This window comes from Rhodococcus sp. YL-1 (assembly GCF_001942025.1).
GTDB classification, from domain to species: Bacteria; Actinomycetota; Actinomycetes; order Mycobacteriales; family Mycobacteriaceae; genus Rhodococcus_F; species Rhodococcus_F qingshengii.
Map to the genome: position 1 here is coordinate 4,192,139 of NZ_CP017299.1, position 18,430 is coordinate 4,210,568.

Annotated in this window: 21 protein-coding genes; 9 read left to right on the forward strand and 12 right to left on the reverse strand. The window is 59.9% G+C overall.

The genetic code is table 11. The annotated features are described in order from the left end of the window. Window positions 1-15: 15 nt before the first annotated feature. Both BH682_RS19435 and BH682_RS19440 read left to right on the forward strand, forming a co-directional pair. Window positions 16-528: an Lrp/AsnC family transcriptional regulator gene (locus tag BH682_RS19435; protein WP_003941343.1), complete on the forward strand. Its 513-nt coding sequence runs from the start codon at window positions 16-18 to the stop codon at window positions 526-528. 46 nt (window positions 529-574) lie between these two features. Further along, entirely contained in the window at window positions 575-1,036 is a 462-nt protein-coding gene (locus tag BH682_RS19440; protein WP_007726074.1) for a 6,7-dimethyl-8-ribityllumazine synthase, read from the forward strand. Between the two features lie 56 nt (window positions 1,037-1,092). Here the strand turns inward: BH682_RS19440 and BH682_RS19445 are convergent, their stop codons facing one another. Both BH682_RS19445 and BH682_RS19450 read right to left on the reverse strand, forming a co-directional pair. Continuing rightward, window positions 1,093-1,299: a hypothetical protein gene (locus BH682_RS19445; protein ID WP_223304606.1), complete on the reverse strand. Its 207-nt coding sequence runs from the start codon at window positions 1,297-1,299 to the stop codon at window positions 1,093-1,095. A 128-nt stretch (window positions 1,300-1,427) separates the two neighbouring features. Next, window positions 1,428-1,955, reverse strand: a complete 528-nt coding sequence (locus BH682_RS19450) for a DUF3558 domain-containing protein (RefSeq protein ID WP_308190172.1) — start codon at window positions 1,953-1,955, stop codon at window positions 1,428-1,430. A gap of 180 nt (window positions 1,956-2,135) precedes the next feature. On the opposite strand from BH682_RS19450, the gene BH682_RS19455 reads away from it, so the two are divergent. The 3 genes from BH682_RS19455 to BH682_RS19465 all read left to right on the forward strand — a co-directional run bounded on the left by BH682_RS19455 (window position 2,136) and on the right by BH682_RS19465 (window position 5,682). Beyond that, window positions 2,136-3,812, forward strand: a complete 1,677-nt coding sequence (locus BH682_RS19455; protein ID WP_019749255.1) for an FAD-dependent oxidoreductase — start codon at window positions 2,136-2,138, stop codon at window positions 3,810-3,812. Window positions 3,813-3,821: 9 nt separating this feature from the next. Continuing rightward, window positions 3,822-5,258, forward strand: coding sequence for an ATP-binding protein (locus BH682_RS19460; protein ID WP_003941311.1), 1,437 nt, complete (start codon window positions 3,822-3,824; stop codon window positions 5,256-5,258). Window positions 5,259-5,328: 70 nt separating this feature from the next. Next, window positions 5,329-5,682, forward strand: a complete 354-nt coding sequence (locus BH682_RS19465) for a UBP-type zinc finger domain-containing protein (RefSeq protein ID WP_003941317.1) — start codon at window positions 5,329-5,331, stop codon at window positions 5,680-5,682. Between the two features lies 1 nt (window position 5,683). Here BH682_RS19465 and BH682_RS19470 read toward each other — a convergent pair whose 3' ends face one another. Further along, a complete protein-coding gene (locus BH682_RS19470; protein WP_075833811.1) occupies window positions 5,684-6,022 on the reverse strand; it encodes a hypothetical protein in 339 nt (112 codons plus the stop codon). A 33-nt stretch (window positions 6,023-6,055) separates the two neighbouring features. Next, window positions 6,056-6,646, reverse strand: coding sequence for a DUF3558 domain-containing protein (locus BH682_RS37320; RefSeq protein WP_083954693.1), 591 nt, complete (start codon window positions 6,644-6,646; stop codon window positions 6,056-6,058). An 83-nt stretch (window positions 6,647-6,729) separates the two neighbouring features. Between BH682_RS37320 and BH682_RS19480 the strand changes: the two genes are divergently transcribed. Next, window positions 6,730-7,785 (forward strand): 2,3-butanediol dehydrogenase, encoded by a 1,056-nt coding sequence (locus tag BH682_RS19480; RefSeq protein ID WP_003941279.1) that lies wholly within the window; start codon window positions 6,730-6,732, stop codon window positions 7,783-7,785. Here the strand turns inward: BH682_RS19480 and BH682_RS19485 are convergent. The 3 genes from BH682_RS19485 to BH682_RS19495 form a co-directional block, all read right to left on the reverse strand. After that, the gene (locus BH682_RS19485; RefSeq protein WP_007726052.1) at window positions 7,775-8,098 is read right to left on the reverse strand and encodes a 4Fe-4S dicluster domain-containing protein; all 324 of its coding nucleotides are present in this window, start codon (window positions 8,096-8,098) and stop codon (window positions 7,775-7,777) included. The genes BH682_RS19480 and BH682_RS19485 overlap by 11 nt on opposite strands. Then, complete coding sequence (locus BH682_RS19490; protein WP_075833813.1) at window positions 8,095-9,684, reverse strand: FAD-dependent oxidoreductase; 1,590 nt, start codon at window positions 9,682-9,684, stop codon at window positions 8,095-8,097. Before BH682_RS19490 ends, BH682_RS19485 begins: the two co-directional genes overlap by 4 nt. Window positions 9,685-9,808: 124 nt before the next feature. Beyond that, window positions 9,809-10,054: a hypothetical protein gene (locus BH682_RS19495; protein WP_223257939.1), complete on the reverse strand. Its 246-nt coding sequence runs from the start codon at window positions 10,052-10,054 to the stop codon at window positions 9,809-9,811. Between the two features lie 223 nt (window positions 10,055-10,277). Here BH682_RS19495 and BH682_RS19500 point away from each other — a divergent pair, with 223 nt between their 5' ends. Further along, complete coding sequence (locus BH682_RS19500) at window positions 10,278-10,658, forward strand: helix-turn-helix domain-containing protein (RefSeq protein ID WP_003941392.1); 381 nt, start codon at window positions 10,278-10,280, stop codon at window positions 10,656-10,658. Here BH682_RS19500 and BH682_RS19505 read toward each other — a convergent pair. From BH682_RS19505 to BH682_RS19520, 5 genes are all read right to left on the reverse strand, one after another. Then, window positions 10,655-12,448 (reverse strand): AMP-dependent synthetase/ligase, encoded by a 1,794-nt coding sequence (locus BH682_RS19505; RefSeq protein ID WP_075833815.1) that lies wholly within the window; start codon window positions 12,446-12,448, stop codon window positions 10,655-10,657. The two genes, BH682_RS19500 and BH682_RS19505, sit on opposite strands and share 4 nt — an antisense overlap. Then, window positions 12,445-12,906, reverse strand: a complete 462-nt coding sequence (locus BH682_RS19510; protein ID WP_003941330.1) for a MarR family winged helix-turn-helix transcriptional regulator — start codon at window positions 12,904-12,906, stop codon at window positions 12,445-12,447. The genes BH682_RS19505 and BH682_RS19510 overlap by 4 nt, the downstream gene beginning before the upstream one ends. Before the next feature lie 85 nt (window positions 12,907-12,991). Further along, the gene (locus tag BH682_RS36755) at window positions 12,992-13,123 is read right to left on the reverse strand and encodes a putative transporter small subunit (RefSeq protein WP_003941363.1); all 132 of its coding nucleotides are present in this window, start codon (window positions 13,121-13,123) and stop codon (window positions 12,992-12,994) included. Window positions 13,124-13,150: 27 nt separating this feature from the next. Next, entirely contained in the window at window positions 13,151-14,803 is a 1,653-nt protein-coding gene (locus BH682_RS19515) for a sodium:solute symporter family transporter (RefSeq protein WP_190287645.1), read from the reverse strand. Window positions 14,804-15,191: 388 nt separating this feature from the next. After that, window positions 15,192-16,490: a plasmid pRiA4b ORF-3 family protein gene (locus BH682_RS19520; RefSeq protein ID WP_332328461.1), complete on the reverse strand. Its 1,299-nt coding sequence runs from the start codon at window positions 16,488-16,490 to the stop codon at window positions 15,192-15,194. A gap of 339 nt (window positions 16,491-16,829) precedes the next feature. On the opposite strand from BH682_RS19520, the gene BH682_RS19525 reads away from it, so the two are divergent. Beyond that, entirely contained in the window at window positions 16,830-17,426 is a 597-nt protein-coding gene (locus tag BH682_RS19525) for a T3SS (YopN, CesT) and YbjN peptide-binding chaperone 1 (RefSeq protein ID WP_075833821.1), read from the forward strand. A 134-nt stretch (window positions 17,427-17,560) separates the two neighbouring features. Then, a complete protein-coding gene (locus BH682_RS19530; RefSeq protein ID WP_442971962.1) occupies window positions 17,561-18,394 on the forward strand; it encodes an 8-oxoguanine DNA glycosylase OGG fold protein in 834 nt (277 codons plus the stop codon). Window positions 18,395-18,430: the final 36 nt, after the last annotated feature.

An 18,430-nucleotide genomic window follows, 5' to 3' on the forward strand; every position in this document is an offset into this window, starting at 1 on the left:
GGAGAGGTTCACAAAGTGCTCAGCATCGACAAGCTCGACGTCCAGTTGCTCGGACTGCTCAGCAAGGACTCGAGGATGAGTGTGGCCGAGTTGGCCAACTCGTTGGGCGTCGCCCGCAACACCGTCCAGTCGCGAATGAAGCGCATGGAATCCAACGGACTTCTCACCGGGTTTCGGCCGAATCTCAATCTCCCCGAGGTCGGTATCCCGATTCAGGCATTTGTCGGTCTGGAACTCGAGCAGGGCAAGATCAGCGCAGTCGCTCGGAGTCTGACCGAGTTGCCCGAGGTGATCGAAATTCACGCCACGACCGGTCGCGAGGATTTGCTCGTTCGCGTCGCCACCTCGACGCACGCGGCGCTGCAGAAGTTGGCCGAGCAGATCGTGTCACTTCCAGGCGTCACGCATTCGACCACGACCATCGCTCTGACCAATCCCCTTCCGTATCGAATTCAGCCTCTCCTCGAGCACCTCACCAATGACGCCGGCTGGGGTCGTTCGACCGCCTTCCCCCGTCAGCAGGACTAGGACGGGTGGTCGCGTCGATGCTTCCCAGTGCGCTAGTTTCATGGTTATGAGTGAGATCCAGGGACAGCGCATCGCGTTCATTCAGGCGACGTGGCATCGCAACATCGTCGACCGTGCACGCGACGGATTCACCGACGCGATAGTCGAGCTCGGCTACCCCAAGGACACGGTTGATTTCTTCGAGGTACCGGGAGCTTTCGAGATCCCCCTGCACGCCCGGCGGTTGGCCAAGACCGGCCGCTACCAGGCGATCGTTGCCGCAGGTCTGGTCGTCGACGGCGGTATCTACCGGCATGACTTCGTGGCGACGGCTGTCATCGACGGTCTGATGCGCGTGCAGCTCGACACCGACGTTCCGGTTTTCTCGGTGGTCTTGACGCCGCATCACTTCCACGAGCACGCCGAGCACGTCGACTACTTCAGCACGCATTTCGTGAAGAAGGGCGCCGAGGCTGCGCGCGCGGTCGACGCCACCGTCAAGTCGTTGAAGGCCCTGCCCACCAACTAGTCGTTACCCAAGTCTCGCTGAGTCGAATGCCATCGGCTCAGCGAGATTTTTTGTGCCTATCGAGGGGTCTCGACGCTCACCAGTGCAGAGGCATTCGAGTCGTCGACTTCGCCATAGCGGTCGACGCATTGCTGGAAGAAGTCCCGCATCTCGGTGACCACTTGGATGTGGCTGTTCAATGACTTCTCCAACGAATCTTCACCGCCGACGGCCTTCTTGGAGAACTTCGCGGCGAGGTCCTGCCCAGACTTGAGTGTTCCCATCCCCTTCACGTCTCCGATTCGCTCACACATGAGCACCATCGCTCGCAGCTCGTCGAGCAACGAATTACAAGCACATACAATCGGTTTCGCAACATCGGGCTCGACAATCACAAGCCCCCTCGCCGTGCTCACCGCGGGAGGTTCCCGTCGAGGTGTTCTGCGACGTCTGCAACCAATTCACACGCCGACTCTTGGTGCGTGACCCCGGCCTTTGCTTCGACATTTACCCACACCGAACCCTGCGTTGCCGCAAAAGCCACGTAGCACCCATCGGCTGCTGCATCGCTTCCTCGCTGGAACCGGATACCCGCGCGATCGCCAATAGTCATTTCAACAAACTCCGCATATTCCGGGTTTCGGGTCACTTCAATCTGGGTGTATCGGTTGGAGAGAACTGACACGAAGAACCACGTTCCCGTCCATGAGCAAATTCTCCATCCAGGCTGCTCAACTCCCGCGATATCAACTTCCTCGGTAGCCGGATCAAGCCCCACTTCTTCCAACACCGAGTCCGGAATGTCCTTGCACGGATCGAACAATCCCTCTTGGCCGGATGCAGGCTCAGCCGCCCCCTCCACGACTGAGCTGCATCCTGCCGCAGCCCACACCAACACCCCAGCCATGAGCAGTCGCCCAACCCCCACCGACCCCCGCATGACACCCCCTGTTGATGTGGACCCACTGTATTGGATGCACCGGAGGCTCGATCGGTTCCCGCAATCACGAAATTCCCAGTTCAGGTTCGCTGGTTCACTCAGAGCGCATCTTCAGCGATTGACGCTCAGCTCAGCAGTCGCATACTGGAGAGGTTGACTACGACTTCGGGAAGGCACCGAGTGAGCGCACCGAAAGCCCCGGCCAAACCAGCGATCCTCAGCGTCGACGACGATCCTGGTGTTTCGCGTGCCGTCGTTCGAGACCTTCGCAAACGGTACGGAGAGAAGTACCGAATCATTCGTGCGGAGTCCGGCGACCAGGCTCTCGAAACCTTGCGTGAAATGAAACTTCGCGGCGATGCAGTCGCTGTGATCGTCGCCGATTACCGCATGCCCGGTTTGAGTGGGATCGAGTTCCTCGAACAGGCAATGGACCTGTATCCCGTAGCTCGGCGCGTTCTACTGACCGCCTACGCCGATACTGATGCTGCGATCGACGCCATCAACGTAGTCGACCTCGACCACTACCTCCTCAAGCCTTGGGATCCGCCGGAAGAGAAGCTGTACCCCGTCATCGATGCGCTGCTCGATGCCTGGGCAAGCTCGAGCCATCACCCCGCCGAGGAAACCAAGGTGATCGGCCATCGTTGGTCCGAGCGATCCTCCGACGTCCGAGAATTCTTGGCACGCAACCAACTTGCCTATCGCTGGTACATGTCGGACGAGCCTGAAGGCCAACGACTGCTCTCGGCTGCCGGTACCGACGAACTGCGGCTTCCCGTCGTCATCGCATCCAATGGGGATGTCCTCGTCGAGCCCACTGACGCCGAACTTGCCGACAAACTCGGGTTGAGTACTACTCTCTCCGAAGACTTTTACGATCTCGTTGTCATCGGCGGCGGCCCTGCGGGTCTAGGCGCTGCTCTGTACGGCGCTTCGGAGGGACTTCGGACGGTCCTCATCGAACGGCGAGCGACCGGCGGTCAGGCCGGCCAGAGTTCACGAATCGAGAACTACCTCGGCTTCCCCGACGGAGTTTCCGGCGCACAGTTGGCTGATCGCGCAAGACGCCAGGCAACCAAGTTCGGCGCCGAGGTCATCACCGCGCGAGACGTCACCGGATTGGAAATCAACGGCTCGGCCCGCACAGTGCGTTTCGACGACGGTTCGTCGGTCGACGCCCATTCGGTCATCTTGGCGACCGGTGTTTCCTATCGCCAACTGTCGGCGCCGGGGCTCGATACCTACACCGGCCGAGGGGTCTACTACGGATCGGCCGTCACCGAAGCTGCACGGTGCAGCGAGCAGGATGTGTACATAGTCGGCGGCGCCAATTCGGCAGGCCAAGCTGCGGTCTACCTCTCCCGCGGAGCTAGGTCCGTCACCATTCTCATTCGCGGCAACTCGCTCGAAGCATCGATGTCCTACTACCTGATTCAGCAGATCGAAAAGAATCCGAAGATCACCGTGCGCACGTGCACGGAGGTAGTCGGCGCTGAGGGTGACGATCACCTCGAACGAATCACACTGCGTAACAGAGCCACCGGAGAAGAAGACACTGTCGATGCTCAGTGGTTGTTCATCTTCATCGGTGCCGCTCCCCTGACCGACTGGCTCGGAGACGTGGTGGTCCGCGACGGAAATGGCTTCGTTCTTGCCGGCCCGGACCTTCCGTCCGAAGGCGTCACCCCGGACGGGTGGCCGCTCGACCGCGCACCACATCATCTCGAAACCAGTGTCCCCGGAGTATTTGTCGCCGGGGACGTACACGCCGAATCGGCCAAGCGCGTCGCGTCGGCCGTCGGAGAGGGCGCGATGGCCGTGATGTTCGTCCACCGCTATCTCGCTCAACAATAGGGAGATTCGATGTCCATTCCTGAATGCAGCCCAGACTTGCTTCGCACCCTGTTTCTGTTCGAGAAGCTCACCGACGATCAGCTCGAATCACTGTGCCAGGCAGGCCATATCACCGAGATCGATCGAGGTCAGGTCTACCTCGAAGGTGAGCCTGCCACCTGCTTCTACGTCCTCATCGAGGGCGAGGTGGTGCTGTCCAAGCTGTCGGGCGGCGAAGACATCGAGATCAACAGGACCACCCAGCGCGGCGTCTACTCGGGAGGCTGGACGGCGTATCTCGGCGATCGTGTACCGCAGGTCTACGCGGGGTCGATGCGAGTGACGACTCCTTCGACGTTTTTCGTCCTGGACGCCGACAAGTTCGGCAACGCGATGCGCGAGTGGTTTCCAATGGCGGTTCATCTACTCGAAGGTGTTTTCTTCGGCAAGAAGAACACTCAGCAGATCATCGATCAGCGAGAGCGACTCCTTGCACTCGGATCACTTTCGGCCGGGTTGACTCACGAGCTCAATAACCCTGCAGCCGCGGCGGTTCGAGCGACAGCCTCTTTGCGCGAGCGTGTCGCAGGCATGCGTCACAAACTGGGAATGGTCGCGTCGGGCACCTACGACCGCGATGCCCTCGTCACTCTCATGCGGCTTCAAGAGGAAGTTGCAGAGGTTGTCGCCAAGGCGCCGACGCTCACTCCCCTCGAAGCCTCGGATCGAGAGGATTCGTTGGGTGAATGGTTCGAGGATCATTCGATTCGAGAGGGTTGGGATCTGGCTCCGACCTTCGTGCAGGCTGGTCTCGACACCGCTTGGCTCGAGAACGTTGCTGCAGCCGTAGACGAGTCCGTACTCGAAGGCGCAATTCGCTGGCTGAATTACACCATCGAATCCGAACTCCTGATGAACGAGATCGCCGACTCCACAACGAGGATCTCGACGCTCGTCGGTGCGGCCAAACAGTATTCACAGATGGATCGCGCTCCCTTCCAGACCATCGATGTCCACGAATTGCTCGACAGCACGTTGATCATGTTGGGGCAAAAGATCGGAAGCGGAATCGAAGTCGTCAAGGAGTACGACCTTGCGTTGCCTCCGATCGACGCCTACGCCGCCGAACTCAATCAGGTGTGGACCAACCTGATCGACAATGCGGTGTCTGCCATGGACGGATCGGGAACACTCACCGTTCGGACAAGCCGCGATGGCGACCGCGTGTGCATCGAGATCTGCGACACCGGCGCCGGGATTCCCGATGACGTCATCGACAGGATCTTCGAACCCTTCTTCACGACTAAGCCTGTCGGTGAGGGAACCGGTCTCGGCCTTGATATTTCGTGGCGAATTGTGGTCGGCAAGCATCGTGGTGAGCTTCGGGTCACGTCTGAGCCCGGTAACACCCGGTTCAGAGTTTTGCTGCCCATCGCGGGCCCACCGCGGGATACGCGCGACGACTAGTCGCCCTTGCACGGCCGGTAGGCAAAGCGCACGATGAAATGACCGACTTCAGTCAGCGAGAGGGTGGACCATGACCGACGGACTTCCAGCGGGGATCGATCCGAGCGTGCCGCCCAGTGGCGCGGGATGCGTCGAATGCGATGCGAGCGGCGGTTGGTGGGTGCACCTGCGTCGATGCGCGCAATGCGGTCACGTGGGGTGTTGCGACTCCTCACCGTCACAGCACGCGAGCAAGCATGCGGCCTCGACGAAGCATCCGTTCATGCAGAGCTACGAACCCGGTGAGGATTGGTTCTGGAGCTTCGAAACCAACGAGGCATACGATGGACCAGAATTGGCCGCGCCCACTTCACATCCCGTAGATCAGCCGACGCCGGGGCCTAAGGGTCGTGTCCCAGCCGATTGGCAGCAACACATCCACTGACTCAGTTCGGTTGGTCGATCGACCTCAAAGTCGATACGTTCGACGACTCCTGTTCCAATGCGTTGTCGATGCAGGCTTGAAACTGAGCTTGCATCGACTTGACAGCTTCGACGTGGCTTTTAAGTACGTCGAGTAGGGCGTCCGGCCCACCCACAGCCTTCTGCTCGAATTTGGTCTGGAGCGCTTGTCCAGACACGAGCGTGCCGAAGGCGTCGATCGTCCCCAACTCGATCGCTTTGACAATCATCGCTTGCAGTTCCGCACGCAGCACGTCACACGCATCATGCAGACGGGCAGCGATTCCAGCGTCAAGGAAAAACACATCGCTAATGTCGCTCATCGAACCTCCTCGGTCGTCGATTCAATGCCAGTTTCAGTTCGGTAAGTGCGGACGAAGCACAACTGCTTGACGAGTCGCCAATTCGCATAGTTCTTCCTTGTGAGTCTCACCAAAGAGAGCATCAATCCGAACGAATATCGCACCCTGCTGAACGGGGATCGCGACCATGCACAGATTCCCGTCCACATCTCTGCGCTCGCGAAATGTTATTGCTCCCGCCCCGACAGCTGGCGCATCCCGAATATCTGTGTCGTTGGGATTTCGACGAACATCGTCGAGCGTGTGGAATGTCGACCACACTCCGAGCTGATACCAATCAGACATCCAGGTGCATATCTCAAATTCCCCCTGACGGACGCCGAGGATGCCGGTCTCTTCACTCGCGACGTCTGCGCCGAGACCTGAGATCACTTCGTCCGGGATCGCCGAACATGGATCGAAGAGTCCGTCAGCTCCATCTGGGCGAACCGCATGCCCCTCAACCGTCGAGGAACAACCCCCAACCAACAGCGCGGCCGCGACCAGGACCACTGCAACCCTCACTCCCACAGCACTCCCCCTCATTCGCGGCCCGCTCACAGTATTGGACGCTCGCCAGCACCGATCGGTTCCACCCCATTGCATTCCGTTGCAACCCTTCACCCACGCCGATAATCGGCCTAGCGTCGATCTACCAGGGGATTCACAACGAAGTGAGGTGCGGATCAATGAAGGCAGCACGGTTCCACGGGCAGAAAGACATCCGGATCGAAGAGATCCCTGAGCCCGAATTGCGGCCAGGAACAGTCAAGCTGAAGGTCGCATGGTGCGGAATCTGCGGCACCGATCTCCACGAGTACCTCGAGGGACCGATCTTCATCTCCGCACCGGGCCACCCGCATCCACTCTCACACGAGAATGCGCCGGTCACGATGGGCCACGAGTTCTCCGGCACCGTCGAAGAGGTCGGCGAAGGTGTCACGGACGTCGAGGTCGGTGAAAATGTTGTCGTCGAGCCGTACTTCGTCTGCAACGAGTGCGCCCCGTGCAAGGCGGGCAACTACCACCTGTGTACGAAGATGGGGTTCATCGGCTTGGCCGGCGGTGGTGGCGGGCTCAGTGAGAAGGTCGTCGTCGACCGTCGCTGGATCCACAAGATCGGCAACATCCCGCTCGATGAGGCAGCTCTCATCGAACCGTTGAGCGTCGCCCATCACGCAGTCGTACGCAGTGGTGCCGAAAGCGGCAACGTCGCCATCGTGGGCGGAGCCGGACCAATCGGACTCCTCGTTGCGGCAGTCCTCAAGGGTCTGGGTGTCACGACGATCGTCACTGAACTCAGCGAAGCCCGCAAGGCCAAGGCCCTCTCCAGTGGCGTGGCCGACTACGTCATCGATCCCACCACCGAAGACGTCAAAGCGCGCGTCCTCGAACTCAGCGGAGGCATCGGCGCAGACATCGGCTTCGAGTGCGCAGGCGTCAACGCGGTCCTCGACACCATGCTCGACACGGTCAGGCCTGCTGGAGTTGTTGTCAACGTGTCGATTTGGGGCAAACCCGCGACCATCGACATGCAGAAGCTGGTCCTCAAGGAAATCGACCTACGCGGAACCATCGCGTACGTACGCGACCATGAAGCGGTCATCAAGATGGTCCAGGACGGTGTCGTCGATCTGGCGCCATTCATCACCGGTCGTATTCAGCTCGAAGAATTGATCTCCGAAGGATTCACCACTCTGATCGAGCACAACGACACTGCAGTCAAGATTCTCGTCAGGTCGTGACCGGACGGGGCACCTCCGGGCCCACCGCAGTCAGCGACCCAGGTGCCCGCCCCTTGCCCCATCCGATCTTCTCTCGGTAGCGGCCGATGTGATCGTCCTCGATCACATCGGCCGTTTCCAATGGTGTGGATTGCGGATGCACATACAGCGCATCCGTCGGGCAATATGCCTCGCACATGAAGCAGGTCTGGCAATCCGATTGGCGCGCAATCACCGGGACACCCGACGGCGTCCGGTCGAAAACATCTGTGGGACAGACGTCTACGCACTTGTCGCAGCCGATGCAGTCAGGCGCAGAAACCAGCTCGATCATGACGCCACCAATGCAGACCCGACAGGTTCCGACGTTCGGGTCCACACCGAATCCAAACCTCCGGTGAGAACGTGATGATGCTGCGTTCCATCGAGTTCGGGATAATCGTCACGCTTGCTCATTCCCCGAGTCTCGGTCCGCGCCAACGTCGAGTGGTACATCCAGCGACCGACGGCCGTGATCGCGGCAGCCTGCCGCGCCGCCATCCGACCTGCTGGATCCGCGCCCAGATCCGCACTCACTGCACCCCACAGCGATTCGAGCTCACCGAGCGCTGCGGATACTCGATCACCGCTGCGGAGGTAGTTCTTGTCGAAGGGAATCAGCTGCGCCTGAGCAGCTTTCACCACATCGTCGGCAGCAAACCCGGTTCGTACCGGATTACTCAACCCGACGGTTCCGGCTCCGCGAAGACCACTGGTAGACCCACGTCCGACCGACAGCGCATAGCGCGCAGCACCGGTTCCCGCCCACGAACCAGAAGACATCGCCCACGCGGCGTTGTGACTTCCCCCGCCGGTAAACCCTCCGCAGATTCGCTCGCGGGTCGCAGCGTCCCCGGCGGCAAACAGTCCTGGAACGGATGACGCGCAATCGTCGTCGACGACGTTGATTCCCCCAGTGCCGCGCACCGTGCCTTCAGCGAGCATGCCGACCTCGAATTTGTCGGTGAAGGGATCGATTCCGCGGCGATCGAATTGCAGGAAGAAGTTGGGTTGCCCCAGCCTCATTCGACGCTGCACCTCAGCGTCGGCCCGATCGATCTGCGCGAAGACCGGCTCGTTCCGCAACGTGCTGGCGATGACGGACCTCCCCTTCGCCGAACCGGCACCTTCGAGCACGCTTCCGTCTGCGTGAAAGAACGTCGCGTACGCGTAGTAAGCCGTCTTGGTGATCGTCGATCCGGCCGCCGCAATCCCGTACGCGTTCGAGAACTCCATGCCGGAGAACTCGGCTCCGACTTCGGCTGCCATCAATGCACCGTCACCGGTATCGACGTTGGTGCCCAGCGCACCGGACAGAAACGCACAACCTCCGCTGGCGACCACTACCGCGCCTGCCGAGACGCGGTAGTCCTGGTGTTCGTGACGCTGGTATCCGGCGACTCCGCGAACTCGGCCGGCACCGTCCACCAATAACTCGAGTGCCGGCGAATGATCGAGGATTCGCACACCGGCTCGACGAATCCAGGTGCGCATCCGCCGCATGTACTCAGGTCCCTGCAAGCCGGTGCGTATCTGCTTGCCCGTGGTGGGGTCGACGGGGAACGGATATCTGCCCTCCACCGCGAGGAGATCCATGTTGGAGTAGGTCTGCTCGAGGACGCGGTCCATCCAATGGTGGTCGGCCAGATATCCGCCGAGCGCCTCGCGCCCGGCCTTGGCTAGCTCACGGGCTGTCAAATCCGGCTCGACGTACCAAACACCCGTTCCGGATGGGGCCGTCGCGCCACTCGTTCCGCAGTATCCCTTGTCGACCAGGACGACGTCTGCACCGGCCTTGGCCGCACGCAACGCTGCCCATGCGCCGGCGGGGCCACCACCGATCACCAATACATCGGTGGAGAGTTCGAGGACGTCCGTCACTGGCCAGCTCCTGTCAGAGGTCTACGCAACACTTCTGTTGCCGCAATATTCCTCGAACGAACTACCCAGCGCCACAGTCAGAATCACTGTGAACTCAACCAGTCACCGCCGCATCGACAGAGCGCTACGACGCTTCCCGCTCCTCGTCGGTGCACAACGCGGAGTACTTGGCGAAGGCTTCCTGCAAGGTCAGCGATTTGCGTCGCTCGGTGATGTCGCGGGGCTTTCCCTGCACAACACATCGACGAGCATGTTCGATCACAGCTTCACGTATGACGCTGGAAATGTCCGCGCCCGTGAGCTCTTGGAGGGTCTCTAGGGCCCTCAGTTCCTCTACGTCGAATCTCACCGTTACCGATCGTCTAGCCACGCTCAGGATGTTACTTGCGGGTACACCAAATTTGGTGAGTTACATATGCGTCGAGTCGAATATCTTTGGGCGCCAAAACCTTCGAATTCCGATCTACGTGGGTAAATAGTTTTCCACTCACGGCACTCATGTAATGCAACGCACACGGCGCTAGCCAGCGTGCCGACGGACACTGTCGCTGTCTATGCTTGCGAAACACTGCCTTCGATCGGAGATATACCGCGTGAGCATCGACCACATCGTTTCCGCAGTCGACGGCGACGCTGCCGAGCGAATCAAAACGGCCCTGGCCGAGAGAGCCGCAACCTCGACGGACACGACCACGCTGGTGTTCGACGGCGTGAGCATCGAGATTCCGCCATCGGTCGGCGACGCCGTCGTGCAGCTCCTGACCTACCTCGCTGCCGGCGACAGCGTCGCCCTCGGGCCCGTCGCAGAACTCCTCACCACCTCGCAGGCAGCAGAGATCCTCGGCGTTTCGGACACGTATGTACGCAAACTCGCCGACGCCGGGAAACTCCCGATCGAACTACGCGGCACCCACCGCAGGTTCCGCCTCGACGACGTGATGGCTTACCGCGAGCAGTTCCCCAAACGCGCCTAGCTCTTCGCGTACATTCCTTCGATCTCCTTCGAGAACCGATCGACGACGACATTGCGCTTGATCTTGAGCGTCGCTGTCATCTCACCGTCTTCCTCGGTCAGATCGCGATCGAGAATGACGAACTTCTTGATCGACTCCGCATGCGAGACAGCGGCATTGGCGTCGTCGACGGCCTTCTGAAGCTCCGCGCGAAGGTCCTTGTCATCGCGCAGCTCAGCGACGGTGGCGCCGGAAGGCTTGCCGTTCTCCGACTTCCACTTCTCGAACACCTCAGGGTCGACGGTCAACAGCGCCGTGATGTAGGTCTTCCCGTCGCCGACGACAACTGCCTGCGAGACGACGGAATGCGAACGAATACGGTCTTCCATCGGGCCGGGCGAGACGTTCTTGCCGCCCGCCGTCACCAGAAGATCCTTCTTGCGTCCGGTGATGGAAAGGTAACCGTCGCTGTCGAGTTCACCGAGATCCCCGGTGCGCATCCAGCCGTTGACGAACGTCTCTTCGGTGGCCTTGTCGTTCTTCCAGTAGCCCTTGAAGACAACCCCGCCGTTGAGTTCGATCTCGCCGTCCTCGGCGATGCGAACCCCGTTGCCGCCCATGGGCTGTCCGACGGTTCCGATCTTCTGAGCACCTGGGACGTTGACGCAGTGCGCCGCAGTGGTTTCGGTGAGACCGTAGCCCTCGTAGATCGGAACTCCGAGCCCACGGAAGAAGTGCCCCAGTTCAGGAGTGAGGGCGCCGCCGCCGGAGATCGCGAACCAGCACTCGCCGCCGAGAGCCTCACGAAGCTTCGAATACACGAGTTTGTCTGCCACTGCGTGCTTCGCCTTCAAGATCAGCGAGGGACCGCCCTTGTCGAGCGCTTGGCTGTACTCCTTTGCGGTGGCTTCGGCGAAGGCGAAGATCGCGCCGGGAATCTTTCCACCGGACTCCGCCTTACGTGCTGCGCCGTCGCGAACTTTTTCGAAGACACGCGGAACACCGAGGATGGTGTTGGGCTTGTACCGCTCGAATTGAGTTGTAATGGTGGCAAAGTCGGACCAGTGCGCCTGCGAAGCACCAGCTTCGAACGTCGCAAGGGACACCGCGCGAGCCAGTACGTGAGCGAGCGGTAGGAAGGTCAGGACTCGGTTTCCCGGAACCGCCACCTTGCCGATCGATGCCGTCAGAATCCCGCGCACCTCGGACAGGAAGTTGCGGTGCGTGAGGATGCATCCCTTGGGACGGCCTGTCGTGCCGGAGGTGTAGACGAGCGACGCCAGATCGTCGGCCTTGATGCCCGCGAGTCGCTTCTTCAGCTCGGTGTCGTCAACGTCGGCGCCCTGTGCGGTCAGCTTTTCGACTGCTCCGTCGTCGATCTGCATGACGGCCTTGAGAGAGCTTGGCGCGTCCTGGAACAGCTGCTCGTGCGCGCCGGTTTCGACAATCGCGATGACGGCCTCGGAGTCTTCGAGGATCCAGCTGACCTGGCCCTGAGACGACGAGTCGTAGATCGGGACGGTAGCGGCGCCGGCTGCCCAGATAGCGAAGTCGAAGAGTGTCCACTCGTATCGGGTCGCGGAGAGCAGTGCGACGCGGTCGCCTGCCTGCACCCCGGCTGCAATGAGACCGTTTGCGACGCCGGTGACCTGCTCGGCGAACTCTTTAGCCGTTACATCTACCCAACCCTCGCCCTTGGGGCGGGAGAACACCGTCAGATCTGGCGTGCGCTCGGCGTGAGTGAAGACGGTGTGCACCACAGACTCGTTGTCGGAGATGGTGAACTGGGCTTTGGCGCTGTACTCACTCACAGGGTGTCATCTCCGTTGGTCTGCGATTCGATGCTGATTCTGAAGCGGTGGAGTGCGCGGGCGAAGTCTGCGACCTCGGACTCGGTCCAATCGTGCAGCCTGCCGGCGACTTGGTCGAGCCGACGCGCGTCGGCGGCGTCGAGGTATTTGCGGCCCGCCTCCGTCAGGTGCAGCGGATTGCCCTGACGAACGGATCCCGGATCGGCATATACCCAGCCTGCCTCGATGCACCCGCGCACTTGGCGCGAGATGGTCGAGCGGTTGACGCCGAAGACTTCGGAGATCTCCGTGGCCTTGCATCCGTCATTGCGGCCGATGAAGGAGAGGAACGAATGCTGGGCGATCGACGGGTGGTCATCGGAATGCCGATCCCCCGTCATCAACTGCCGCGTCAGGTGCACCAGCTCGTCATGAACGGCTGGTGGACCGGTGAGCGCCATTGCTCCGTCGTGTTGCACTGGGCAACTATAACGCTGCCCCCAGTGTCCGACGCAATATGACCGCCGCCACCGACAAGAAGTCCGTCGGTGGCGGCGTGAAAAGTTAGACCAGATCCTCACCGTTGCGGCGAGCAGTTGCCCAATCCTTGAAGAATCCCTTGCTGATGACTCCCAGCACGACCAAGACCAACGCCGGCCAGATCAGAACATAAATGGTCAGTAGAGCTGTACTCATTCGTATTCCTTCCACTTGTCTCGACGGTTACTTTCCGGACGCTCCCACGGCAGGAAGCTCGTCATCGTCGAAGTCTCCCGTCCGCTGCTTGATCAGTTCGAAATCGAACGTCTCACGCTGATTGACGGACATCGCAAAGCACACGACGGTACTGACGGCATAGGCCACCAAAGATCCGCTGAGCGTTGGGTAATCGTGCAGGAAGCCGATCGCGAACGGCGCGGACAGCACGATCGCCAGGCCACCGACGATCTGCGCAACCTTCAGACCGAAGAATCCAAATACCATGAGTCCCAGCACCACTCCGATACCGATAACGGCAACGATGTCGGAGAAGAGCCCGAACATCCCATCCATCGGCACCCAACTGAATCGGACGGGCAAGAAGGCGGCAAGCGCCACCAGAACCGACACAGTGAAGGCCTTGTTGGTGACCTTTCCCCAATAGAAGCTCGCGATAACCGGGAACACCAGCGCGCCCCACAGCGCGCCGACGAACACCAACAGATCAAGAATGCTCAGTTGCAGACTTGCCAAGGAGATAGCCGCCGCCGTGGCAACTATCATCGTTACTCGGCCGATGAGCAGCATCCGTCGAGGGTTCGCATTGGCCTTGCCTGCGACGGCTTGGCCGTAAACGTCGGTCATCACGATGGACGAGAGCGCAGCAAGGTCCGAGTCTGCCGTCGATGACAGCGCGCCGATGATCATGACAAAGAAGACGGCCAGCAAAATTCCGGGCAGGTACGACGCGGCCATCTGCGGAATCAGGTTGTTGACGTCACCATCCATCGGCTCGATTCCGAGGTACAGAGCGAGAACACCCAGCATTCCGACACCAATGACCGTTGCGCCGTATCCGACGGTTGCGGTGATGAAGGTGGGCTTGATCAGGTCTTCGCGGACCGCGAACAGACGTTGGGCAATGGTCTGGTTGCCGATTGCGTAGGCAAGAACTGCCGCGATGTACGGCGCGCCCTGCTCGAAGAAGGCAACGCTCGAGAAGAAGTTGCCCTGCTCAGCAGTAAGGTTGCCTGCCCCGGATTCGAAGGCTGCCGGGAACCCTGCCGCAAAGAAGATGAACGGCACCAAAACCGCTACCGCACCGAGCATTCCGATCAGCTGAACGAAGTCGGTCAACACCGAAGCGCGGAAGCCCGACCACAACGTGTACAGCAAAACGCCCAGCGCAACGATGAACACACCCTGGATGAAGTTGAACGGCGAAAGCAACGCGATCAGCAGACCACCAGCGAGGAAGTTCGACATCAAACTGATGAGACTGCCGACGATATTGGAGCCCGCGAGCATCAGCTGACTCGAGCGTCCGTGCCGCGCGTACATGACCTCAGCCAGGGTGTGGGCTTTCGGCGCTACTTTGCGAATTCGCTGGCCGAACGGATAAATGAAGAGAATCATCAACGCGCCCCACAAACCGTAGTGAATGGGGCCGGAGATTCCGTAGGTGTAGCCAGAAGTGGCAGATGCGTACATCGACGACGCCCAAATCCAGGTGGCCGTCATGCTCGCGGCCGAAACACCAAATCCTAATTTGTTTCCGGCGGTCATAATACCGTCGGCATTTTCCTGTTTCTTACCAATACGAAGAGAAATCAGAAATGTTCCACCATAAAAAGCAACAAGCAGTGAAACAATTACCAAGGTACTGAACTGGACCATGTCGGACCCCGTCACATGCCACATCCTTCGCACATAATCGGCAGAGCAAAGCGCAAAACCCCTGTTCAGGATCTTTGCGCTTCGTTTCTGCACGCCCTAGGAGCGACCGCCATACCAACACCGGTCACATATTCAATTGACTAGCAACACGCACTTCGTCTTTTCGGAAACCCAACCTCCACAAAATAAATCTTCTGCGCAAGCTTTTGGCTCGACCACGCAATTCAACAACTGAGAATCGACCATAGCATAATGGCAATTTCGAACAAAAACTCCGATATTTTCCCACCCGAAAATATTCATGTTTCCGCCGCAGTAAAATCGTGCGCTTCCAGCGCATATAACAACTCCGCATCGATTGAAATCGATGCTCGATTCGATCGCTCAGCTACTTCGACAGGACCATCCTGGCAAACCGTCGGCCCCACTCGGGATCGGCGGAAACATGCTGGTCCAGCGGATTGGAGACAATCGCCCCGATCATTCGCAGGTACACGAGAGTGTCTCGCACCATCCACGTCCAATCGTCGTCCCCGAGTCGTGTTCCGTCTGTTGTCGACCAACCCAATGCCGTGAGGCCTTCGATCATCACTTCACTACGTTCGGACTCCGACAAGCCGGCAGCCAACGTAAGGAACAGAATTCGGCCGGCTTCCTGCGCCATCTCACCCTTTCCCAACGGCATGGCCGACACGATGTGACGCCACAGCTCGCCTTCATATGCAAGCACTGACGCGCCGAGTCGAGTCAGAAGCAATGTGCCTCGGAGTTTCCGGACAAATCTCAGTGTCTTTGCGACTTCAACGAGTACTGCTAATTGCGAGTCACTCCCTGCCGTGACACCGATCCAGTCGCTGCCCCAATCGAGTTCGTCTCGGGCGGCCGCAACATGGTCCGGAGGAAGTGCCCCGGACGCCGTCAAAACAATCCCACCACCTCGCGCGGAGTTCAGCAGCCACAGCAGTTGGCAGGTTGCTCCCTCACGCATCACCTCGAAATAGTTGTCATATCCGCCACGAAGCTCCGATTTGGCAACTGCGGCAAACAGTTTCGGCGCGGAATGAACCGACAGGCGGCGCAAGAAATTCTCGAACAGCGAGCTTTCCACGGGCGGTGATTTATGCAATGCCACTGCCATGGTGACTGCTGCATTGGACTCTGCGGGAACAAAACGTTCGGGATCGAACAGTCCGGTACTCGCCTGCACGTTCAGGAACTCGCGATACCCGATCGGACCGCCAGAATCCTCCGGCGGGCACGCTCTCTCGCCGTCGAGACAGGATGGCTCAGAAATCGGCTGGTCTTCGACAATCTGCTCGAGAACCAACGTGTGACTCCACCTTGCGCGGGCGTTGTACTCATAACGGACGTACTCCCCGACCGCGGTAACTGCCTCGTCGATCCGGACTTCGTCCTCACCAAACTCGTCTTCCTGGTATCCGTCGCGCTCGATCACCTCTGGCGCGATATACCGATCTGGGCCATTGTCCGTTGAATGATGGACACTCACCCACTGATGAGCGTGTTGATCTCCCCACCCCATCACCGCCTGCACAATCGAATGAAGTTGGTCCAGTTCGATATTCGACGGGACCGAAAACCGTCTCCAAATAGGCGGCGTGATGCAATCGAGTTCGATCCGCATGACAAAGTTCGCCACCTCCGGCCGTCGACGCTGATTCCGCATCTGCCTCGGCGTAAGGACCTTCATCTGGCTTTGCGCCGCTTGATATGCAGGTACCAAACGCAGATGTGAAGCTCGCCGAACTCGCTGACCCGTCATGTATGGAGGCTAGATCTACCTACCGACAGCCGAGATACTCACTGCCACAAGGTGGCCCGATTTGTCGGGGCTCGCATCTTGTCGCTGGTCGGCTGTCAAGTCCAGATCAACACGGACCTACCCAGGCATCTTTGATCATCCACTGCGCGGACAATAGTGTGCGCCGATTACCGTAGACCTGACAGCTACCGCACGAAAACAGTGCCCAGCGCCTGCTCGGACTGGCACAGAACATGAGGATCCATGAGCGACCAAGACACGACCGCCGACCAGCCCCTCCACATCAACGGCGCAATTGCCTTGGTGACGGACGAGCGCGACGAGTTGGTTCGCCTGTGCGTCCAGACCCTCGCCGAACTACTGGGCAGTGAGCCTGCCACCGATGACGACGGCGACATCGTCGTGCCGGTTCACGGGTTTGTCGTCTACGTGACAGTTGCGGATGACGGCCCTCAGATCAACGTCTGGTCCTCGGTCCTGACGGGCCTCGGCAATCCCTCGCATGCCGCAACCCGGTTGATCGAACTCGCGCAGGAATGGCCGCGCCTGCGCTTCGCTTTCAGCGGCGACCACCTGCTGGTCTCCACGATGCTCGACGCCGATCCCTTCGCCCCGCAGCATCTGCTGAACTTGATCGACGAGGTTCACGACTTCACTCACGAACTCGACGACGATTTCGCTGAATCCTTCGGCGGAGCCCTCGACTGCGACACGGATGACGACAGCTACGCCGGCGAATGCAACACCGGTGGCTGCGGCGACGATTGTGACTGCGATTGCGGCGATGACGCAGACGGCGAGCTCAGCATCAGGGCCGTCACCTCGACGCCCAGCAAGTAAGCAATAACCCACGGCTAGTATTGCGTGCGTGCATCTCTGCGATTGCGGAGATGCACGCCCGCTGACGTTTGTCGTCGCTCCGCGGGACGCCGGAAGCCTTCGACGACGAACGCCCGTTCGTACAATTGAGCGAAGTGCGAGCGCGGCTATACCGCTACGGTCGCGAAACGTGCCGGGATCGCCACATACCGATCGAAGACGCTGGATTCGAACAGCCAGAGGCATGCGTTCACTGGTGCCAGGCAAGAACTTACGATCTGCACATCCTCGACGACGGAGCCAGCGTCGACCTCGACTGGTGGAACTCCCACCTGCGTGATTCCGGGCATGAGATTCAGCTCCGCGGTCGAAATGACGACGGAAAAATCGTCACCGCGGGACTGGCAACCGTGCAGCGAAATGACCTTCGCCTTGGCAGCGAACTCGTCAGCGCGACCCACGACGGTCTCGGACTGCTATTTCTCTGCGCGGCGTGGCAAAGCGCTCACCGGGACCGCCGCTTCAAACGCAGATTTCCCGACGTATTCGGCGCGCCAGCGACGAAGGGCGACGATCCGTTGCAGGCGATCAAGTCCATCCTCGATGACTGCTTGAAAACTCGCACGTTGCCAGCCATCCACCGCGGCACCTGGTCAGGGCGACCCGTGACGCCTGGTGTAGGAGTTTCTCTCCTTGCTGCATTCATGTGGGCCGCTGAGGTCTCAGAGGCAGATAGCCGTACCCAGTTGATCGACCAATTCGGTGCCTCGACCGTGATTCACGAAGGCTGGCTGGAAGATCCAGCGGTCAGCGGTTTGACACTTCGCAGGTACCACCGTTACAACCAACTGCTCAGTTCGTGGGCAACCACTGCCCAAACCCGCCCCGAGCTGATCGAAATGTGGCTGATCAAACGCTGGATGGCTCGGGTTCAAGAGGCTCGGCGGGGCGGACGCGCGATGCCCACGCAGTTCTGGACTTCTAGATGACGTCATCCCAATGCCACGCCCCTCTAGCAACGATTC

Bases quoted from the DNA above. Each gene is read 5' to 3' on its own strand.
- BH682_RS19480 (WP_003941279.1), top strand. From the start codon at position 6,730: ATGAAGGCAGCACGGTTCCACGGGCAGAAAGACATCCGGATCGAAGAG.
- BH682_RS19470 (WP_075833811.1), bottom strand. From the start codon at position 6,022: ATGAGCGACATTAGCGATGTGTTTTTCCTTGACGCTGGAATCGCTGCC.
- BH682_RS19440 (WP_007726074.1), top strand. From the start codon at position 575: ATGAGTGAGATCCAGGGACAGCGCATCGCGTTCATTCAGGCGACGTGG.
- BH682_RS19515 (WP_190287645.1), bottom strand. From the start codon at position 14,803: ATGGTCCAGTTCAGTACCTTGGTAATTGTTTCACTGCTTGTTGCTTTT.
- BH682_RS19525 (WP_075833821.1), top strand. From the start codon at position 16,830: ATGAGCGACCAAGACACGACCGCCGACCAGCCCCTCCACATCAACGGC.
- BH682_RS19460 (WP_003941311.1), top strand. From the start codon at position 3,822: ATGTCCATTCCTGAATGCAGCCCAGACTTGCTTCGCACCCTGTTTCTG.
- BH682_RS19485 (WP_007726052.1), bottom strand. From the start codon at position 8,098: ATGATCGAGCTGGTTTCTGCGCCTGACTGCATCGGCTGCGACAAGTGC.
- BH682_RS19520 (WP_332328461.1), bottom strand. From the start codon at position 16,490: ATGCGGAATCAGCGTCGACGGCCGGAGGTGGCGAACTTTGTCATGCGG.
- BH682_RS19450 (WP_308190172.1), bottom strand. From the start codon at position 1,955: ATGCGGGGGTCGGTGGGGGTTGGGCGACTGCTCATGGCTGGGGTGTTG.
- BH682_RS19465 (WP_003941317.1), top strand. From the start codon at position 5,329: ATGACCGACGGACTTCCAGCGGGGATCGATCCGAGCGTGCCGCCCAGT.
- BH682_RS36755 (WP_003941363.1), bottom strand. From the start codon at position 13,123: ATGAGTACAGCTCTACTGACCATTTATGTTCTGATCTGGCCGGCGTTG.
- BH682_RS19445 (WP_223304606.1), bottom strand. From the start codon at position 1,299: ATGGGAACACTCAAGTCTGGGCAGGACCTCGCCGCGAAGTTCTCCAAG.
- BH682_RS37320 (WP_083954693.1), bottom strand. From the start codon at position 6,646: ATGCAATGGGGTGGAACCGATCGGTGCTGGCGAGCGTCCAATACTGTG.